Annotated in this window: 11 protein-coding genes; 6 read left to right on the top strand and 5 right to left on the bottom strand. The window is 71.0% G+C overall.

Annotated features, from left to right (window positions below; all coding sequences use genetic code 11):
• Window positions 1–17: 17 nt before the first annotated feature.
• The gene (locus tag AWX74_RS19720) at window positions 18–1,571 is read left to right on the top strand and encodes an alkaline phosphatase family protein (protein ID WP_091278858.1); all 1,554 of its coding nucleotides are present in this window, start codon (window positions 18–20) and stop codon (window positions 1,569–1,571) included.
• Between the two features lie 179 nt (window positions 1,572–1,750).
• On the opposite strand, the gene AWX74_RS19725 is transcribed toward AWX74_RS19720, so the two are convergent.
• The 3 genes from AWX74_RS19725 to AWX74_RS19735 form a co-directional block, all read right to left on the bottom strand.
• Window positions 1,751–3,742, bottom strand: a complete 1,992-nt coding sequence (locus AWX74_RS19725; protein WP_091278862.1) for a serine/threonine-protein kinase — start codon at window positions 3,740–3,742, stop codon at window positions 1,751–1,753.
• Window positions 3,743–3,998: 256 nt separating this feature from the next.
• Window positions 3,999–5,477: an RICIN domain-containing protein gene (locus AWX74_RS19730; protein WP_165615693.1), complete on the bottom strand. Its 1,479-nt coding sequence runs from the start codon at window positions 5,475–5,477 to the stop codon at window positions 3,999–4,001.
• A gap of 246 nt (window positions 5,478–5,723) precedes the next feature.
• Complete coding sequence (locus AWX74_RS19735; protein ID WP_165615694.1) at window positions 5,724–9,716, bottom strand: nSTAND1 domain-containing NTPase; 3,993 nt, start codon at window positions 9,714–9,716, stop codon at window positions 5,724–5,726.
• Between the two features lie 268 nt (window positions 9,717–9,984).
• Here AWX74_RS19735 and AWX74_RS19740 point away from each other — a divergent pair, with 268 nt between their 5' ends.
• The 3 genes from AWX74_RS19740 to AWX74_RS19750 all read left to right on the top strand — a co-directional run bounded on the left by AWX74_RS19740 (window position 9,985) and on the right by AWX74_RS19750 (window position 13,422).
• Window positions 9,985–11,121: an enoyl-CoA hydratase/isomerase family protein gene (locus tag AWX74_RS19740; protein WP_207550375.1), complete on the top strand. Its 1,137-nt coding sequence runs from the start codon at window positions 9,985–9,987 to the stop codon at window positions 11,119–11,121.
• A 126-nt stretch (window positions 11,122–11,247) separates the two neighbouring features.
• Window positions 11,248–12,054 carry a hypothetical protein gene (locus tag AWX74_RS19745; protein ID WP_207550377.1) on the top strand — a complete coding sequence of 269 codons (807 nt, stop codon included), beginning with the start codon at window positions 11,248–11,250 and terminating at the stop codon, window positions 12,052–12,054.
• A 141-nt stretch (window positions 12,055–12,195) separates the two neighbouring features.
• A complete protein-coding gene (locus AWX74_RS19750; RefSeq protein ID WP_091278876.1) occupies window positions 12,196–13,422 on the top strand; it encodes an amidohydrolase family protein in 1,227 nt (408 codons plus the stop codon).
• A gap of 88 nt (window positions 13,423–13,510) precedes the next feature.
• Here AWX74_RS19750 and AWX74_RS19755 read toward each other — a convergent pair whose 3' ends face one another.
• Together AWX74_RS19755 and AWX74_RS19760 are read right to left on the bottom strand one after the other, a co-directional pair.
• Entirely contained in the window at window positions 13,511–16,003 is a 2,493-nt protein-coding gene (locus tag AWX74_RS19755) for a GGDEF domain-containing protein (protein WP_091278880.1), read from the bottom strand.
• A gap of 191 nt (window positions 16,004–16,194) precedes the next feature.
• A complete protein-coding gene (locus AWX74_RS19760) occupies window positions 16,195–17,472 on the bottom strand; it encodes a PucR family transcriptional regulator (protein WP_091278883.1) in 1,278 nt (425 codons plus the stop codon).
• Window positions 17,473–17,585: 113 nt separating this feature from the next.
• On the opposite strand from AWX74_RS19760, the gene AWX74_RS19765 reads away from it, so the two are divergent.
• Complete coding sequence (locus AWX74_RS19765; RefSeq protein ID WP_091278885.1) at window positions 17,586–19,229, top strand: AMP-binding protein; 1,644 nt, start codon at window positions 17,586–17,588, stop codon at window positions 19,227–19,229.
• 67 nt (window positions 19,230–19,296) lie between these two features.
• Window positions 19,297–20,577, top strand: coding sequence for a cytochrome P450 (locus tag AWX74_RS19770; RefSeq protein ID WP_091278888.1), 1,281 nt, complete (start codon window positions 19,297–19,299; stop codon window positions 20,575–20,577).
• The last annotated feature ends 146 nt before the right edge of the window (window positions 20,578–20,723 follow it).

The raw sequence follows: 20,723 nt of genomic DNA on the forward strand, positions 1-20,723 counted from the left end.
TGATCGGAGTTGTATCCATGATGGCCAGCTTCTTCAGACGCCCGGCGCGTCGCGTCGCCGCGGGAATGGCGGCCGGGGTCCTCACCGCCGGTCTCGGGCTCGCCGGCGTCGCCGCGGGCACGGCACCCGCGCAGGCGGCAGCCCTGACCCCGAAGCTCCTGTTCGTCGGTATCGACGGCGCGGGTGAGATCGCCCGGGTCGACGCCGCGAACGCGCCGAACCTCGACGCGCTGCGCGCCCAGGGCACCTGGGGCAGCACCCTGCTCTACTCGTCGGCGAGCGACTCGGACTGGGGGCAGAAGGGCGCGCAGACGCTGTCGGGTCCCGGCTGGTCGACGATGCTGACCGGGGTCTGGCCCGCGAAGCACCACGTCGTCGACAACACGTTCTCCGGCAAGCAGTACGCGACGTACCCGAGCTTCATCGACCGCATCGAGCAGGTCAGCCCCAGCCTGCGCACAGCGGCCTTCGCGACCTGGTCACCGCTGGTCACGAACGTCACCGCGGGCGGAACGATCCTGCACGCCGACACCTCTCTCGCCGGCGGCCCGGACGCCACCACCGCCCAGGCCGGCGTCAACGCACTGGCCGACCCGGCGACCGACGTCGTCTTCGTCGCCCTCGACGACGTGGATGCCGCGGGCCACAGCTACGGCGCGAACAGCACCCAGTTCACCCAGGCGATCGAGACCGCCGACGCCCGGCTCGGCCAGCTGCTCACCGCCATCAACGCCCGCGCCACCCGGGCGAGCGAGCAGTGGACGATCATCGTCACCGCCGACCACGGCCACAAGCCGACCGGCGGCCACGGCGGGGCGACCATCCCCGAGCGGAGCACGTACGTGATCGTCGCCGGTGACGGCGTCCCCGCCGGCTACCGCAACGACATCCAGCTCGCCGACGCCGGCGCCACCGCGCTGTCCCGGATGGGGATCACGATCAACCCGTCCTGGGGCCTGGACGGTGTGCCGGTGGGCAGCCACGCCGCCGACGTGTTCGACGGCCTGCGCCCGTCCCTGCTCACCCGCAGCGGCGAGACCGGCATCCCCACCACGGTCAAGGGCTACACGCACACCCCGCCGGCCGGCTGGAGCGTCGACAACTCCGCGATGCCGACGGGCGGAATGGAGGAGTGGAAGGGCTGGACGTTCACCACGCAGGACTTCTGGTCGCGCGCCCAGGCCAGCCAGGCCCGCGAGAACGCACTGCTCGTCCGGGACGTCTTCGCCGTCGCCGACTCCGACGAGTGGGACGACGTCTCGCACGGCTCCGGCGCGTTCGACTCGACGCTGCTCACCCCGCAGTACCCGGTCACCGCCGGGCAGACGGTGAAGCTGAGCTTCTTCTCCGACTTCCGCGCGGAGGGCAGCCAGACCGGCCGCGTCTCGGTGCGCTTCAACGGCGGCACCGCGACCCAGCTCGCGGCCCTGACGACCACCAGCGAGAACGGCCTGCGCACGGTCACCGCCACCGTCCCCGCCGGAGCGACGAACGCTCAGTTCCTGCTGCGCTACACCGGCACCAACAACTGGTACTGGGCCGTGGACGACTTCAAGGTCACCACATCCTGACCCTCCGCTGATTCCGGCTTCGCCTGACGGGCGAGTGCGGCGCGGCCGTCGGCGGGGACTGGATCCCGGTCGACGGCCGCTGCTGGGTGGCACTGCCCGGAGCCCGCGGACGCAGACAGCGGTGTCGGGGTCGGCCGCGGGACGGTCCGCGAGGTGGGTGGCCTGCCTGGGCCGCGATCTCAGCGCAGGGTTGAGGTCATCCAGGGTTCGCAGGTGTCGGCGCTTTGGCGGTTGGTGTCCCATTTGCAGCCCCGCCAGCGAAAGGAGATGATCTCCGACTGGGCACCAGCGACGGAACCCGACCATTCGACCGGTTCGCAGTCCCCGGAAAGGTACCTGGTTCCCTCCTTCGGGTTTCCCTGAGAATCACGGTAGGAGTACTGGACGTAGATACTCCAGTCGTCGCCGCAGGCGAGGTCCTTGACCGTGAAGGAGTTGCGCCCCTTCTCCAGGTTGGCCGTTCCACTGTTGAACCAGATCCAGCCGGCTTCGCCGCCGGCACCGTGATAGACGAGCTGACTGCTCGTCCCGCCGTCCGGATCGGGCGCCGGTCGGGAGGTCGTCGGCGCCGGCTGTACCTGGGTCGGCGCGGGTGGCACCGGAGCCGGGGCCGGCGCGGCCTGGGTCGGCATCACTCGCGGTGCCTCGGGGACCGGCGCGTCAGACCCGACGCCGGATGACGGCTTCCCCTGTTCCGCGGTGCCACCCGATCCGTCACCTCCATCGGAGCCATCTGGTGCATCGCTTCCGTTGTCTCCGGCGGCAGGCCCCTCCCCCGACGTCGTTGAGCCGGAAGGCGGCGTACTCGGTGTGGCCGGCGTCGCGGTGGCCGTGGCTGCGGTGATGATCGACGTGGCCAGGGATTCGGGGTCGACGCGAAGGTCCGCCGCGTCCGCCGCCGGGGCGCCCCCGGGACCCAGCCCCGGGATCACCACCAGCCCCAAGACACCCGCGGCCATCAGGAGCACCAGGGCGGCCGCCACGACCAGTACTCGGCGTGGACGACCTCGGATGAGCATGAGCGGCCACACCGGCCGATCATCGGAGACATCCGTGTCGACATCCGCGTCCGGATTCCGCTCGGATCCCTCGCTGGAATCATTGCCGGAATCGCTGCTGGAATCGCTGCTGGAATCCGTCGCTGGATCCGTGGCCGGCGCCAGCGCCGGGTTCGAGGCGACATCCGGAAGGCGATCCGCGGGCTCCGGCGGCGCGGAGGGTGCCGGAGGCGCGGAGGGTGCCGGAGGTGCGGAGGGTGCCGGAGGTGCTGGCAGCGCTCCCGGCGGGGGTCCCGCGGGCGGAATCCATCCGCCGGTGATCGCGCGGACGGCCGTCTCGGCGTCCGTCAGGTCCACGATCTCCCGTCCGAGGATCGCGGAAACCAGCTCGATCGCACGCGGCCGATCGTCGGGCTGCCGTGCCAGGGCACGCCGCAGCAGCGGTCGGAGGGTGTCGGGAACGCCGTCGAGGTCGGGTTCGGCGCGCAGCCTACGCAGTGCGGAGGCGACGGGTCCGTCCGACGGCCCGCCGGCGAACGGCTGACGCCCGGTCGCGGCGAAGCCGACGCACAGGGCCCACGCGAACACGTCCGCCGTCGGGCCCACGCGCTCGCCGAGGAGCTGCTCCGGGGCCATCCAGGCTGCGGTGCCGATGACCTGCCCGGTGTCGGTCAGCCCCGTGTCGTCGAGGGCACGGGCGATACCGAAGTCGATGACCTTCGGGCCGCCCGAGGCGAGGAGGATGTTCGCGGGCTTGAGGTCACGGTGGACGAGCTCCGCTGTGTGCACCGCGACGAGCGCGCTCGCCAGGCCCGCGGCGAGGCTGACCGTCTGGTCTGGGTCGAGGCCGCCCCGCACCGGCACGGCGCGGGCGAGGTCGACGCCATCCACGTACTCGGTGGCCATCCAGGGCGGCTCCGCCTCGGCGTCAGCCGCCCGCACCTCCGCGACGAAGCTGCCACGCACCCGCCGCGCCGCGGCGACCTCCCGGCGAAACCGCATCCGGAACTCCGGGTCCGCGGCCAGGTCCGGCCGGATGACCTTGAGTGCCACCGGCTGGTCGTCCGCGCCGGTTGCACGGTAGACGGTTCCCATACCGCCGCTGCCGAGCCGTCCCTCCAGCCGGTAACCGGCCAGCGTTACGGGATCGGCATCCCTCAGCGGTGCCAGCACACCACGCCCCCTTGTCCTGATCAACCCGCCGATACCCCACACACATGGCTCATGGCGGATCGTCACCAGAGCCGGCGCTCACACCCTGCCGACGGTGGTGACGTTGCCGAAGAGCAGACAGGCTCGCCATTTGGCTGGAAGGAGCTATTGGCAGGAGCTAACGGTTCCGCCGGTGCGCCCGCCCCTTCTCTGGATGGGCCCACCGGACGGAAAGCGGCTTTACCGGCCGTGGCTGACGACCCGGCCGGCAGCCCCGCTAGTAGATGTTGAAGCGCTGGTTCCAGCCACCGCGGCAGTCCCAGACCTGCAGCAGCGCGCCGTCGCCGTGGTTGACGCCCGTGACGTCGAGGCAGCGCCCGCTCTGCAGGTTGACGAGCTCAACCCACTTCGCGCGGCTGCCCGACGACTCGACCGGGACGGCGACCCAGTACTGGTTGGGAGTGCCGTTGCACCGCCACTGCTGCACACGGACACCGTTGCCCGCCGGCACGTCTGTCGCCATGTCCAGGCACTTGCCGGAGTTCCGGTTCACGAGCCGGTAGTAGGGATGACCCTGGTGGGTGCCCTTCCGCTCGATGGTCCAGTACTGCTGCGAGTTCCCGTTGCGCTGCCACAGCTGGACCCGCGCCCCGTCCGTCAGGGCGCCGTCCTTCACGTCGAGCACCTTGGGACCGACGCCCCCGCTCGGCGTCAGCACGCTCACCCAGGTGGTGAGCGCGTTGTTCCCTGGCTGCGGCGCGTCCGGAGCGGGCTTGGTCGGGCCTGGCGTGCCGGGGACCGGGGCCTCGCCCAGGTAGGGGATCGCCCTTGCCACGCCAGTACCCAACAGCTTGCCCAGGTACGAGCTCAGAAAGGAGTCCAGAGTGGCGGGGTACACACCGATTTTGCCGAACTTGTTGAAGTAGGCGATACCGATATCAACCGCGAGTTTGTCGCCGCTGTCCGTTCCGCCGGTTCCGGGAAGCTGGTGTGCGTACCGCAGGACGTCCGCCTTGAAACCGGCGGCGCGGCCGACGTAGCCGTAGTGGAAGTTGGACCAGAAGTCGTGGGACAGCAGGTAGGGACGGTCGTACCACTGGAAGTAGAGACGACCGTTCTCCCGTGAATAGCTTGAGCCCAGGAAATCTCTTTCAATAAAGGGTTTGTGGTCCCACGGACCTCCAGGCCGCACCTGAAGAGCCCACAGCTGCAGGGACTTCGGGGTCGCCAGCGCGGGATAGCTGCGCTGAATCTCCTGGAAAACCGAACTCCTCAGGTTTTTCGCGACCTCCGCCGACATCCAGTTCAACAGCTGTGTGTGAACGGGGATGTCGTCACAGTTGATCCACGGGCTGATCTTGTTGACAGGCACAGCACATCTGGTGGTCTTGACAAGCTTTCCAGCGGCATCACGCCATTCGATGCGGACGATTCCCTTGAACCACAGGTTCCGCAGCTCCTCGCATTCTCCTCCGCCGCGCAGGTAGACAGGCCGGGTGGTTCGCGGCTGATCTCTGTCATCGATTCCCACTGCCACCGCGGAACCGCCGGGCCGGCCACTGACCGCGGAATCGCGCGAGCAGAACCTTATCTGCTGCCCGTTGGACGCGGCCTGCGCCGTGCCGGCGACAGCGAGCGCGCCACCGCCGAACAGCCCGAGAATCAGCGTGGCGGTCAGCAGCTGACGGAGCGGCCTTCGGCAGGTGCCGGGTAACCGCTGCCGGTCACGTCGGCGGCGGTGCGGATTCTGACGCATGCAGGTCCCCCTCCTGGACGATGGACACCGACGTTGCCGCAGGCCGAGGCCGGTCAACCAGGCCTGGGGCGGGTTCCGTACGAGTCCGTACACCGCGGCGATCATCACCATCACGACATCTGGCCTGCTTGTGGCCGGTGTCGTCCCAGGTGGCAGGCATGAGGGCAGGCAGGCAGGGCCAACACACACGGGCACGGCGCTGCGGCGACAGCGGTGGAAGCCGCCGGGCTCCGGGTGCCCCGACTATCAGGAGCAGATGTGCCGGTAGGAGACCCCCGGCGCGTACTTTCGCCATTCAGCCTCGTTGATCAGATCTCCGGCGGCCGCGCAGATCCGGTCGGCCAGGCGGTCGGCGTCGATTTCTCCCCACAGGTAGAGGGCGCTCCCGGCGGCGGCGGCCAGAATTTGTCCATCGCCGCTGAACTGCGCGTTCCAGATGGTCTCGTTCTGCGGCTGCATGATGACCAGGGTCCGCGGCTGCCGTCTTTTACTGACGTCCCACATCCAGATCTGGCCCGCGCTGGTCCCCGCGACCAGAGTCCGGGTGTCCGGGCTGAACGCCAGCGTCTGCAGGTACCCGTCCGGCCCGGTGATCGCGGGGCCGAGTGGCGACGGACTGCCGGGGTCGGTGATGTCCCAGAGCCTGGCGGTGCCGTCCGCGCTCCCGGCCGCGAGCGTTTTCCCGTCGGAACTGGTGGCCACCGAGTACGTGTAGTCGTTCGACACTTTGACTGGTACGCCGAGCCGAACAGGGTGGCGCGGATCCCGGACATTCCACATGGTTACGGTGCCGTTGGAGTTCGCGGTGGCCAGAACGCGACTGTCCGGGGTGAACGCGATCTTGCGGATGGTCCCGGCGTCCGGGCTGATCGTCGCCCGCGGTCGCGATTCTCCGGCAGCGGTCGCGTCCCACAGGCGCACCGTGCCGTCCTGCCCCGTGCTGGCGAGCGTTCGCCCGTCAGGGCTGAATGCGAGGTCCTCGATCTGCTCGGCGTGGCCGGAAGCGAAGCTCCGGGTGAGGACGGGCCGAGCCGGAGCGGAGATGTCCCACAGCAGGATGTTGTTGCCCTCGTGGGTGTTGGCCGCGAGGCTACGGCCGTCGGGGCTGACCGCGACGGAACCTCCCATGCGGTCGATGTCGGGCGGGGCGGCCAGCGGCTCTCCAGCCGGTGTCGGCCGGTTCGGATCACTGACGTCCCACAGGCGCAGGTCGACGCCACCGTCGGCGAGCAGCGGACGGCCGGAATGGAATTCCAGCGAGGTGACCTTCCGGCCCGCCGTGGGGATGACGGCCCCCGGCACCACCCACCGACGGGCGATGGCGTCGGCGCTGTTGGTCATCAGCACCCGGTCGTGGTCACGGAACGCGACCGCGGTCGCGGGTTCCGGGTGCGGCAGCGAGAGCACGACCTGTTTGCTGGAGACATCCCAGATCTGCACTCCGGTCTCGGTGCCGGCGGCGGCGAGCTGCCTTCCATCGGAGCTGAACGCGACCGCGTTGATCCATCCCGTTCCGTCGAGTTTTCCGGCTGGCACCGGGTGAACGGGATCCATCGTCGTCCACAGGTACACCGCGCCGTCGTTCACTCCTGCGGCGAGTGTGGCCCCGTCGGGAGCGAAGGCGACGGCATTCACCCGGCTCGGCGCCGGCAGCGCCCCACCCACTGGGCGGGGGTGCCGCCGATCCGTGAGATCCCACAGCCGGACCGCGTTGTCCGCGTCAGCGGCCGCCAGCAGCTTCCCGCCAGGGTGGAAGGCGAGGGACTGCACGCTCCCGCCCGCCCCGGTGAGCGCGGGCCCCAGGGTGGTGGGGTGTTCCCGTTCGCTGATGTCCCAGAGGGTGATGGTCCTGTCGCGGCTGCCGGCGGCCAGCGTCGTGCCATCGGGGCTGAACTCGACGGCCAGCACCCGGTCGGCCGGGCCGGTCAGCGGCTTGCCCAGCGGTGCGGGTCGGGCCGGATCCGTGACGTCCCACAGCCGCACCGTGTGGTCGCCGGAGCCGGTCGCCAACGTGTTGCCATCCGGGGAGAACCCCACCGCATAGATCGGGGCGGTGTGCCCGACCAGCCGGGCGCCCAGCCGAACCGGTCTGCCGGGGTCACGCAGATCCCACAGCAGGACGTCGGTGTCGGCTCTGGCCGCGCCGGCCGCCGCGAGCAGGGTGCCCTCGCCGTTGACGGCGAGCGCCTGCAGCAGCCCGCTCGGGCGAACCATCCGGGTGACGGCGGGCAGGCCCGACGAGGCGATCAGGCTGGAACGTGCCTCCACCGTGCGCGCGATCCGGTAGGCGGCGACCGCCAGCTGCGCCGCCATCGCGGGGTCGCTGGCGCGCAGCCGGTCCGCGGTTCCGGCGATCTGCCGCGAGATCGCCAGGTTGCGGGACCGCTCGGCGACCGCGCGCTGCTGGACCGAGTAGACCGTGGTGGCCCCGGTCACCAGCACCAGCACCGCAAGAGCCGCCGCCAGCCGCCGCAGCCGCCGGGCACGGCGGCGCTCGAGCCGGCGCTCGGCCTGGCCGGCTTCCACGCTGGCGTCCAGGAACCGCTGCTCGGACTGGTTGAGCTCGCCGCGGCGGCCGAGTCTGTCGGCCCACTCGACGGCGGCCGCGAGCCGCACGCCCCGGTACAGCGCGCCCGGATCGTGGCTCGTCGCCTGCCAGCCCGCGGCGGCTTCGGTGAGCTGCCGGTGGATCCGCTGGCCGGCGCGGTCGGTGTCGATCCACTGCCGCAGGCGCGGCCAAGCCCACAACAGGGCCTCGTGACTGATCTCCACGCCCTCGGCGTCCGCGGTGACCAGCCGTTGCTCGACATACCGCCGCAGGACGCCACTGCTCGCCACGTGCAGCGGATCGTCGGGGGTGCCGATCAACTCCTCCAGCCGCACCCGCCGACGGGTGTCAGGGGTGTCCTCGCCAACCTGGACGAGCCGCCGGAAGAGGCGCCGCGCCAGGTCCTTCTCCGGGTCCGTCAGCTGGGTGTAAAGGGAGTCCGCGGTCTGGGCGACGGCGCCTCGGATCCCTCCCGTCGCCGCGTAGTCCTCCACGGTCATGGTGCCTCGCCGGCCGTGTTCCCAGGTCGCCAGCAACGCATGGGACAGCAGCGGCAACGTGCCCACGTCGTGCGCGCTGCCGGCCAGGCCGGACCTGCCCGCGGCCGGTGCCAGCTCGCGCAGCAGCAGGTGGACGAGCCCGTCCTCGGGGACCAGGCCGGCCAGCCGGGCTGGCTCGGTGATGGCCTTCCGCAGGTCGTCGTCACCGAGCGGGCCGACCACCACCTGATCCCGTTGCAGGGCGAGCGCCAACTCGGGCCAACGCAGCGCGGTCGGGTAGAAGTCCGCCCGCATTCCGATCACCACGCGGATCGACGCGCCCCCGGCCCGCTCCTCCGCTCGTGGTGAGCAGGACGCCAAGGCCTGCAGGATCGAGACGAAGGTGCCGCGCTCCTCGTCAGCACCGCGCTCGCCGTCAGCACCGCGCTCGCCGTCCCCGGCGGCGAACAGCTGCTCGAACTGGTCCACCACGATCAGCAGCGAGTTGGGCAGGGTGCCGCTGAGCCGTTCGGCGTAGGCCTCCGGCTGGGTCCTCAGCTCCGCCTCGACAGATTCCGGTGTCGCCGCTGTAGCCTCGCCGAGCAGCGCGAGCTCCGCCGCGATCCCGGCGACGGGATGCGCCCCCGGCGTCATCAGGAGATACCGCCATGGCTGTCCGTGCGGGCTGTTCGAGGTGTTCGGGGCGCACAGCGTGGCTATCAGCCCCGCTCGCAGGACCGAGGACTTACCCGAGCCCGAGGGGCCGACCACCATCAGCGGACCATCCGGCGGGTTCGGGCCCGCGACCCTTTCCACCAGCGTGGCGGTCAGCCCGGCGCGGCCGAAGAACCAGTCGGCATGCTCAGGCTGGAACGACTCCAGGCCACGATAGGGAGTCGGGCCCGCCGGCCGTCCGAGCGGCCGACGCAACCGCTGCCAGCAGTCGATCCACTCCTGCTGACCGGTCCCGGAGACCCCGCACGCTTCCAGCAGGCCGAGAAACAGCTCCTGCTGCGACACCGTCGGGAGATGGCGGCCCGTGCACCAGCCGCCCACCGTCCCCGCCGGGACGGCTCCCCTGCGCGCCAGATCCCGCACGGACAACCCGGCGGCCTCACGCAGCCGCGTCAGCGCGTTGCCGAAGTCCTTTTTCGTACGCACGAACGCCAGGTCCGCGTGCGCCCTGCCCTCGTGCGACGTGCCCTCGCTCAACCCTGCCGCCCCAGCTGTGCCCACAGGCCCGTCACGACCGCCCGGCCCGCAATGTCAGGAGACGCGACGTTAGCCCCGCATGTCGGGGCGGGACGTCAGCTTTCGGCGACTTTGGCGCTACCCGGCCACCTGTTCCGCCGGCCGGTGAGCCCGCGGACGGCAGGCCCCGAGAAGGCCGTGCGCGAGCGGCGGTCGCACCAGATCCTTGGAAGGACGAACAAGACAACGCGGGACATCACATCCCGCGCTCATGGCTGGAGGAAGCCCGGTGACCCCGCCCCCCGACACGTCCGACACACCCACCCCCGGAGCTCCCGGAACGGGCCGAACGCCCGGAGCACCTGAGCCCAGGGGGACATCCGAGATCGTGTCGTCGGTGCAGGGGCGGGTCGGGCGGCTGACGCTCAACCGGCCGAAGGCGATCAACGCCCTGAGCCATCCCATGGTCAACGCGATGGACGCCGCGCTGCGCGACTGGGAGCACGACGACCAGGTGGACGCCGTCCTCGTCGACGGTGCCGGTGAGCGCGGGCTGTGCGCCGGCGGCGACATCCGCTCCTTCCACGCGGACGCCTGCTCCGGCGGCACCGGGTCGCTCGGCTTCTGGGCCGACGAGTACCGCCTCAACCACCGGATCAGCAGCTACCCGAAGCCCTACATCGCGCTCATGGACGGCATCGTCATGGGCGGCGGCGTCGGGATCTCCGCGCATGGCGGCGTCAGGGTCGTCACCGAGCGCACCAGGCTCGCCATGCCCGAGGTCGGCATCGGCCTGGTGCCGGATGTCGGTGGCACCTGGCTGCTCGCCCGGATGCCCGGCGAGTCGGGCACCCACGCCGCGCTGACCGCGGGCCACCTCTCCGGCGCGGACGCGCTGTACGCGGGCCTCGCCGACCACTATGTGCCCAGCGAGCGGCTGCCCGCGCTCATCGACGCGCTCACCGCGACGGCCGACGCCGGCAACCCGGCGAAGATCGTCGAGGAGTTCACCGCAGCCCCGCCGCCCAGCGCCCTGGAAGCGGACGCGGACTGGATCGACGCCTGTTACGGCGCCCCGACCGTCGAGGCGATCCTGGCCCGGTTGCGTGAACACGGCGATCCCGCCGCCGCGGCTGCCGCCACCGAGATCGAGGGGAAGTCACCGACCGCGCTCACGGTCACACTGCGGGCGCTGCGCGCCGCGGCCGGGCTGCCGGACCTGTGGTCGGCGCTGGTCACCGAGTTCCGCGTCTCCAGTGCCAGCCTGCGCTCCCACGACCTGCGCGAAGGCATCCGCGCCCAGATCATCGACAAGGACCGCAGCCCCCGCTGGAACCCGCCGACCCTGGCCGAGGTGTCGCAGGAGCAGGTCAGCGTGTTCTTCGCCGTGCCGCCGACCGGCGACCTGCGGCCCCACGAGGGATAGCCGGGGACCGCCGGGGACAGTCGGGACGAAACGCGCCGAGCGGTCCTTCCCGGACGGCGGTCCACGAGCGCGCCGCACGGTTGAATGTGCCTATGGCACAGGCGATTCGGGGGGCGTGGGAGCCAGATGAGCAGTCCGGGTAACGGGACGCCCACGGGGCGGCGGATGGGTGTCGGGGAGATCGCCGCGCTGGTCTCGGCGATCGTCGCCGTGCTTGGTCTTCTGTTAGCGGTGTTCGGGGGGCAGCTCACCGGCGCCTCATCACCTGGCCGGTCCCTCGCCTATGGTGCCGACGCCCCTTCGACCTCGGCTGTTTCCGCGACGCCGACCGCTTCCGGGGCGCCGGCCGTCTCAAGGACTCCGGTTTTCGAGACGCCGGCCGATCCCGATTCCGCGGCGGCGGCCGTCGTGCCGACCTCGTTCGGGTCGGCCGCACCGGCCGGCTCCCAGGCCGCGGCGCCGCCCGCACTGCCGGCCGGCTGGCACCGGGTCACCGAACCCGACCTCACTGTCAGGTTCGCCGTGCCGGACGGCTGGAACCGGGTGACCAGGAACGAGCTCCAGAGCACCTGGCATTCCCCGGACGAGGTCCACGCCATGAGCGTCAAGCGGGACACCACGCACGGGTCGACACCCGAGAGCGCCGCCGCCGGGCAGCTCGCCTGGTACCGCAACACGGCCGAGTCCTCCATGGCCGATCTCAACGCCGGCAGCCACCCGATCCGGCAGGGCGGCAAGGACGCCCTCTGGCTGGAGATGGACTACCACTGGGTCGGCCAGGCCGAGCCGCGCAAGCGGGTCGAGCTGTTCGTGGCGGGCCAGGCAGGCCAGGTCTACCAGCTGCTCTTCGACACCGCGGCCACAACCGAGAAGCTGGCGATCCAACGGCAGATGTTCGACATCGCACGCGAGCAGCTGCTGATCGACGCATGAGACCGTCGGCGCGAGTCCGCGGCAGGGGCCGACCAGCATCTTGACACTCATCAGTGCCATTTCTAATGTCGAGATCGATATCGATACCGAGGGAGCCGTCGCCGGGCGGCATCGGTCGGTTCCGAACGTGCGGAAAGGTCGATGAGCGTGATCAGCATCAGTCCGGAACTGCCAACGATCTTCGACGCCGACAACCACTACTGGGAGACGAGCGACGCCTTCACCCGCCACCGCGACCCGAAGTACGCCGAGCGCGGCGTACTGGTGAAGGAGATCGACGGGCGGATGCGCTACGTCGTCGGCGACGAGCCGCATCCCTGGATTCCCGGCCCCGGTGATGTCAACCCGCGGCCGCGGCCCGGCGCGCTGTACGAGTACTTCGCCGGCCGGGGCGCCAAGGCCGATGTGGCGCACATGCTCACCTGTGAACAGCCGGCCGATCATCCGGAGTGGTACAACCGGGACGCCCGCCTGCGGGTCATGGACGAGCAGGGCCTGGAGGCGATCTGGCTGTTCCCCTCCCAGGGCGTGTGCATGGAAGGCCCGATGCAGCCTGACATCGAGGCTGCGGTGGACATCTTCCGTGCCTTCAACCGCTGGCTGGACGACGACTGGGGCTTCGCCTACCAGAACCGGATCTTCGGCGTTCCCTACCTGACCCTGTCCGACCTGGACAGCGCGATCCGGGAACTCGAATGGGCGATCGGGCGCGGCGCGCGCATCGTCACGATCCGGCCTGGGCCGGTCTTCACCGCCGACGGGACGAAGTCGCCCGCCGACCCGGTTTTCGACCCGTTCTGGGCACGTGTCGCCGAGGCCCGGCTGGTGGTGACGGCGCACGCCGGCTTCGACGAGGGGCACCGCGAGGTCGAGGACGCGATCGCGCACACCTGGGGCTATCCGAGCCGGCGGCGGGTGGGAAAGGTGTCGTCGCTCGCGTTCTACGAGCCTTTCGTGGACGCCCTCATGCACGAGCGCCGCATCCACGACTTCCTCGCCGCGCTGGTCTGCCACGGCCTGTTCGAGCGGCATCCAGGTGTCCGCTTCGCCTCCATCGAGAACGGCGGCACGTGGGTTCCGTCGCTGCTGCGGGTCCTGCAGCGCCTGCACAGCCAGAACCCGGGCATGTTCTCCCGCAGCCCGGTCGACCAGTTCCACGAGAACGTGTGGGTCTCCCCGTTCGTCGAGGAGACGGTCGCCGAACTGGCCCGGTCGGTGCCGGTGGAGCGAATCATCTTCGGGTCGGACTGGCCGCATGCCGAGGGCGTCGCCGAGCCGAAGGACTTCCTCGCCAACGTCACCGACTTCTCGGCCGCGGACCAGCGCAGGATCATGGCCGAGAACGCCCGGGAGCTGACCTTCGGATAGCGCCCATCCCGGTGGTCAGGCGCCTGCGTCCGGCGGCTCGGCGCCGTCCGGAAGTTCCGTGCTGAGACACGTATGCGGGCTATACGAGTTATACGAGCGCCGGGCCGTGTCTTCGACGTCCTTGCCTTGCACGGTCGTAGAGCGGGCCTTCCCCGAGCTGGCAGCCGTCGGCGGCGAGTCGGTGTTCCTGCCGCTCGCCGCGGACGGCGGGGGCGATCACGGTGAGACCACGCCGGATGGCGGCGCCTACCAGGGCGGACCGGATCGTGTCCGCCAGCGTCGGGTCGCCTTCGCCACCGCCCCGGCTTCCGGCTCCCGCGCCGGCCGCTGCTTCGCCGGCGTCACGATTGGCGGGTACCTCACCGTCCACGCTGGTGAGGGCCGCGTCGAGGCGGATGATGTCGATGGGCAGCAGACGCAGCAGGCGCAGTGTGGCGGCGTCGCCGGCCGCTTCGGTGAGGGCGCACCGGACACCGCTGCGGCGCAGCTGGCCGAGCACGTTCCGGGCCGCGACGAGGTCACCGACCTCGGCCGCCCCGGCGCTGAACGCGGGAACGACCACGCGCGGCGGGAGCCCCCGCTCGGCGAGTGCCTCGAGGATCTCGGTGGCCATCGACGGCTCGGCGGCACGGCCCGCGGAGATCGGGACGAGCACGGCGGGGCGGTCGACATCCGCATCCACACCGGCGCAGCTGGCGTACGCCGTGTCATGGCCGAGATCCTCGCAACAACGCTGGAGCAGGAACGTGTCGATCGCCCGAGCGAGCCCGCCGCGGCCGGCCAGGCGGTACAGCCGACCGGCATCGACGCGGCCGATCTCCGGGTGGTTCCAGCATGGTCCGGCGTCGAAGGCGACGACGCGACCGTCCCTGAGGTCCACGACATCGCGGTAGACGACGTCCAACGTCCCGTTGCCGGGCTCGCCGCGCAACGCCGCCGCGAGCTGACCACCGAGCTGTATCGGGGAGTCCGAGGCAGGCCTGCCGGCCCTCCTGACGACGAGCCCACCCCGCTTCGCACGTTTGGCCGCGTACATGGCGATGTCGGCATCCCGCAGCAGGCTGTCGGCCGTGACGGTTGTCGCCCCGTGGTCGCCCGCTCCGGGGGACAGCTCGCTGACGACGAGGCCGAGGCTGATCCCGACGGGGTAGCTGTGCTCCCCCAGGTGGAAGGGGGCCCGCATGATGTTCCCGAGCCGGCGGGCCACCGGCTCCGGATCACCACCCGCACCGCCGAGGACGACGGCGAACTCGTCTCCGCCGAGGCGGGCGACCGTGTCCGTGTCACGGGTCCCGTGCTGGAGCCGGCCGGCGACAACCTGCAGCAGCGCGTCGCCCACGGAGTGCCCGAGGTTGTCGTTGATCTGTTTGAAGTCGTCGATGTCGCAGTACAGCACCGCGAGTCGTCGGTGGTCTCGGACGTGGGCGGCGACGGCCTGTTCCAGCCGCACGGCGAACAGCGCCCGGTTCGCCACTCCGGTGAGGGGATCGTGGAACGCCTGATGGTGCAGTTCGCGTCGGCTGCTGTCCACCAGGGAGAGCAGGCGGGCGTTCTCGCCGATCGTCGCCAGCTGCCGGCAGACGAGGAACACCAGCAGGCCGATCAGGCCGAAGAAGTCGAGCTCATCGGCCCGCGCGCCGGTGGCGAGCCGGGTGAGGGTGACCGCTCCGGCCGCGCCGAACGCGAGATACGGCAGGACGGCGCGCACGCTGAACACCCAGGTACCGGTCTGCGGGCTCGGCTCCGACGGCAGCGGTCCGGGCGGGGGCGGGACCAGCGCCGCACTGATCATGAGCAGCCAGGAGACGAGGTAGCCGAGGTGAACCGCCGCCGGCACCACTCCGTTCGTGGCCGCGGCCAGGTACAGGTAGACGCCCATCGTCACCGACATGACGGCCATGCCCGCCGCGAGCAGTATCAGCGTCGGCAGCGACCGGGGCCGGCGGGCCGTGGCCAGCAGTGCCGCCACCACGACGAGAACCAGTCCGATCGCGATGGAGCTGAAGACGATCGCCAGGGCCGGCCTGCTCAGCGTGGTTCGGTGGACGACCGGCGCCAGCAGCGTCGACCAGGCGACGAGTGCGCCGGAACCGACGATCAGCGCACTGTCGAGCACGGTGATCACATACCAGTGCCGGCCATGCGGCCGCGGCAGGCTGCGCGGGCCCGCCCGGGCGAGCACCAGCTCCGACGGCAGGAGCAGCAGCCCGGCGAGCGCAGGCAGGTAGGCGAGCAGGAACGTGGCATGGACGAGCTGGATCTCGTTGTAGACATCGGCGCCGTGGACGATGCCGTGCCAGGAGTTCGCCGACGCGATCAGGAAGCCGCCGAACGTGGTCAGGGCGACCAGCAGGCGCCATCGCCGGTCGTTCGCACCGGCGCGCCGCGCGGTGGACAGCAGCACCACGGTGGCCACCAGCGTCGCCGCCGTGCAGGCCATATCGACAGCCTGAAGATCATGGGGGGCCGGCAACAGGACCACGCAGATCGTGGCAAGCAGGGCAAAAGCCCAGCAAGCCCAGCACCCGAACGCCGCCGGCCACAGCCGGCTGACCCGCCCACCGGACTCATCCATCGGCATACGTCACATCCCCGATCGGCTCGCCCCGGCCGGACGACCGTCCGGATGCCGCATCGCCAACACCGATCATCAGTATTCTAACCAACCGTGGCCAGATGAATCCTCACCGTGCCCATCGGGATGATCCGCCCGCAGGCATCCCATCTCGAGTCCAGGGAACCCGCCCCGCCCACCTGGGGAAGCTTCGTTCGTCAGGGGTCCCTGCGGGCCGCGCGGGCGGTCAGGCCCGCGGAGAGCAGGTGCAGGCCGCGGGCGGTCGTCGGGTCGGCACCGGTCAGCTCGGCGATCCGGCGCAGCCGGTAGTCGAGGGTGTTCGGGTGGATGTGCAGCGCCGTGGCCGCCTCCTGGCGGCGCAGGTCGAGGGCCAGGTACGTCCGCAGTGTGCGCTGAAGATCGGGCTTGTCCTCGAGGCCGTCGAGCAGGTGCTCGATCGCCGGCAGCGCGACGCTGGGCCGGGTGAGCTGGTACTCGACCAGCAGGTCGTCAAGCTGGAACAGGCCCGGGGCGCGTTCGAGCGCCCGGGCCAGCCGCAGCAGTTCGGTGGCCTGCTCGTGGGCTTCGGGTAATCGGGCCCGGCGATCCGCCGCCGCGACCGCGACATCCACCAGGGCGCCGTCGAGCGCCTCGGCGGCCGCGGCGAGCAGGGCCGGTATCCGGTCGATGACGGCGGCACTGTCGTCGTCATCGACCGGGAGCAGGGCCGTCGCGCCGCGGCCGTCGTCGTCCACGGCGACCGGGACCGCCGGCCCGAAGCAGGTACCGAACGCCTCGTGGAGCCGCCGGGCGTAGCGGCCCGTCCGGTCCGGGGCGCCGGGCTGGCGCGCACGGAGCACCGCCACGACGTGGGCGGCGCCGAGCACGACCCCCGCACGGTCGGCGAGGACTTCCGCGGGCGCACCGGCGAGCAGTGCTCCCACCAGCTCGCGCAGCAGCTCACGCTGCGCGGCGTGACCGGTGTTCGTGGCGGCGACGGCGCCGACGCCGGGGATGAGCATGGGCAGGAAGCGCTGGAGGAACACGGCGACGGCGATCACGTCGTCCTCCTCGCCGGGGCCGGCGAGCCGGGCGACCTCCTCCAGGGTGATCCGCGCGCCGATGTGGTGCGCCATCAGCATGGCCTCGGACGCCACCTCGTCCGGCGCGGACAGCGCCACCGACGGCTTCAGCAGGGCGAGCTCCGCGGGTGTCGGCAGGCGGTCCTCACGCAGGCAGCGGGCGAACAGCTCCACGCCGGCGAAGGCGAGCCCGGACAGCTCACCGTGCCCCAGCTCCGGGACGACCTGAGCGGGCGGAAGTTCCGCGATCACGGCGGAGACCATCCGGCCGGCGATCACGCCGAGCGCGCGGTCGAGCCGGTCACAGATCGAGCGCGGCGGCTGCGGCTGCGGCCGCACCGGCTGCGGCTGCCGCTGCGCCGGCTGCGGGCCCGGCTCGGCCGGCGGGCTCGCGTCGCCGTTATGAGATCTCACAACAAACCCCTACGTCGTTTCGGGCTGACATGCACTGCGATCCAGGTCACATTTGTCGAGACTCAGGCTGCGCTCACACCGCGTCGGCGGTGGATGAGGATCGGAGGAGACACGTGTACCTGGGATCGGTCGCCCGCGAGGTGCCAGACAAGATCGCCTACCTGGTCATCGACGGAACTGAGGCCGGCCAGGTGCGGGAGCCGGTCACCTACCGCGAGCTCGACGAGCGTTCCAACCGGCTCGCCCAGCTGTGGTGGAGCCGCGGGCTGCGACCCGGCGACGTGGTCGCCGTCTGCATGGAGAACAACGCCCGCTACCTCGAGGTGGTCTGGGCGGCGCAGCGCTCCGGCCTGTTGTACACCGCCGCCAACTACCGCCTGACTCCCGATGAGCTGGCCTACATGGTGGACGACAGCGGGGCCAGGGCCCTGGTCGTCTCCGCCGCCACCGAGCAGTCGGCGCTCACGCTGCTCGACCGCACACCGTCGGTGCGCGTCCGGCTGGCGGTCGGCGCCGACCTGCCCGGCCACGAGCGCTACGAGGAGGCCGTCGCGACCTTCCCGGCGTGTCCGCTCGACACCGAGCTGGAGGGCGGGGACATGCTTTACAGCTCGGGGACGACCGGGCGTCCGAAGGGCATCCGGTCGTCGATCGCCGAGCCGGCGCCGATCGGTGAGGGCGGGCCGTTGCCCGCGCTGCTGCGGCAGCTCTACGGGTTCGGGCCGGACACGGTCTACCTGTCGCCGGCACCGCTCTACCACGCGGCCCCGCTGCGGTACTGCGTGACCGCGACCCGGCTCGGCGGCACCGTCGTCGTGATGGAGCGGTTCGACCCCGCGGCGTTCCTCGGCGCGGTCAGCGAGTACCGGGCCACCCACGCCCAGGTGGTGCCGACGATGTTCGTTCGGCTGTTGAAGATGCCCGAGGAGCAGCGCCTCGCCTACGACACGTCCAGCCTGCGGTATGTGATCCACGCGGCGGCGCCGTGCCCGCGCCAGGTCAAGCAGGCCGTCCTCGACTGGCTGGGGCCGATCGTCCACGAGTACTACGCGGGCTCGGAAGGTAACTGTTATGTGGCCTGCTCACCGCAGGACTGGCTGGCGCATCCCGGTTCGGTCGGCCGGGCGCTGCTCGGTGTCCCGCACATCACCGACGACGACGGCGTCGAGCTCGGCCCCGGCCAGATCGGCACGGTCTGGTTCTCCGGGGGTCCCGAGTTCAGCTACCACCATGATCCGGTGAAGACTGCCGAGTCGCACGATGCCCGCGGCTGGTCGACCCTCGGCGACATCGGCTATCTGGACGAGGAGGGCTTCCTCTACCTCACCGACCGCAGGTCCTACACGATCATCACCGGTGGGGTGAACGTCTACCCGCAGGAGATCGAGGATCTGCTGGTGGGGCATCCGGACGTCCTCGACGCCGCCGTGTTCGGCGTACCCGACCCGGATCTGGGTCAGCGCGTGCAGGCCGTCGTGCAGCCCGTGCCGGCCGTCGTCGAGAGCATCACCGGAGCCGCCACCGCGGGTCCTGCCGCGGCCATCACCGACACCGCCATCGCAGCGGCGCAGGACGAGCTGGTCGACGAGCTGATGCGCTACTGCCGTGAGCACCTCGTCGGCCCGAAGCGGCCGAGGGACATCGATATCGTGACCGAGCTGCCCCGGCATCCCACCGGCAAGCTCTACAAGCGGCTACTTGTAGACCAGTACAGCAGGAACAACCAGGCCAGCCAGTACGACCAGGCCAGCCAGTAGACCAGGCCAGCCAGCAGGACCAGGCCGGCCAGACCAGCCAGCTCTGACCCGGGAGGAATGCGCCGCGATGACAGTGGCCGCCGGTTCGACGCCGCTACGCACGGTCGACGACGTCGACCTGTCCGACATGTCCTTCTGGGTCCGGCCGCGGGCCGAGATCGACGCGGCGTTCGCCCTGCTGCGGGCCGAGCGCCCGCTGCCGTTCTACCCGGAGCCGGTCTTCGCCAACGGCGCCATCCCCTCGGGCGCCGGCTACTATGCCGTCACCCGCCACGCCGACATCGCGCGGATCAGCGCCGAGCCGGGGATCTTCTCGTCGGCGCAGGGCGCCACGACCATCGTCGACCTGCCGGCGGAGTTCCTGGAGTTCTTCGGCGGAATGATCAACCTGGACGCACCCCGGCACCACCGGCTGCGCCGCATCGTCTCCCGGGCGTTCACGCCGCGCATCATCGCGCAGACCGAGGCCGACATCGCCGCGATCGCCCGCACCGTCGTCGACGACCTGGTCGCGGGCGGCCCGGGCGAGTTCGTCGAGCGGGTCGCCGCCCGGCTCCCGCTGGAGGTCATCTGCCGGATGATGGGCCTGCCGCGAGAGCGCTACGCCGACGTCTTCCGCTGCACGAACGTGATCCTCGGCTCCGCCGACGCGGACTACGTGCCCGAGGGCACCGACATCGTCGCCGCCCTGCTCGGCGCGGGCGCGGAGCTCGCCGCGCTGCTGCAGGAGACCGCGGCGGCGCGGCGGGCGAACCCGGCGGATGACCTCACGACCGCGCTCGCCCTCGCCGAGGTCGACGGCGAGCGGCTGGACAACGGTGAGATTGCCTCGTTCTTCATCCTGCTGCTGGTCGCCGGCAACGAGACCACGCGCACCGCGATCAGCCATGCGCTGCTCGCGTTGACGGCGTTCCCGGCCCAGCGGGAGATCTGGCAGCGTGACATCGACGGGACGACCGCGACCGCCGTCGAGGAGATCGTGCGCTGGGCGAGCCCGGTGCGCTGGATGCGCCGCACCGTCACCCGCGAGGTGGACGTCGCCGGTCAGCGGCTGACGGCCGGCGACAAGGTGCTGCTGTTCTACTCGTCGGCGAACCGCGACGAGTCCGTGTTCACCGGCCCCGACCGCTTCGACGTCCGCCGCGACCCCAACCCGCATCTGGGGTTCGGCGGCCACGGCCCGCACTTCTGCCTCGGCGCCCATCTGGCCCGCCGCGAGATCTCGGTGATCTGGCGCGAGCTGTTCGCCCGCATGCCGGACATCCACGCGGTCGGCGAACCCGAATGGCTGGCCAGCAGTTTCATCAACGGCGTCAAGCGCCTGAACTGTGACTTCACTGCCCGCTGAGCTCGTCTTTCGCGCGTGCGGGTGGAGTGCCAGCCGCATGATCTTCTGGCTCGTGCTCCACCGGCGCTGCTGGGCCTTCGACCCTGGTAGGGGGAGTCCGCAGAGGCCCCGGCAGCCCGGTTTGGCGAGTCGCAAGAGTGAGCGAT

Source organism: Parafrankia irregularis, from assembly GCF_001536285.1.
Taxonomy (GTDB): Bacteria; Actinomycetota; Actinomycetes; order Frankiales; family Frankiaceae; genus Parafrankia; species Parafrankia irregularis.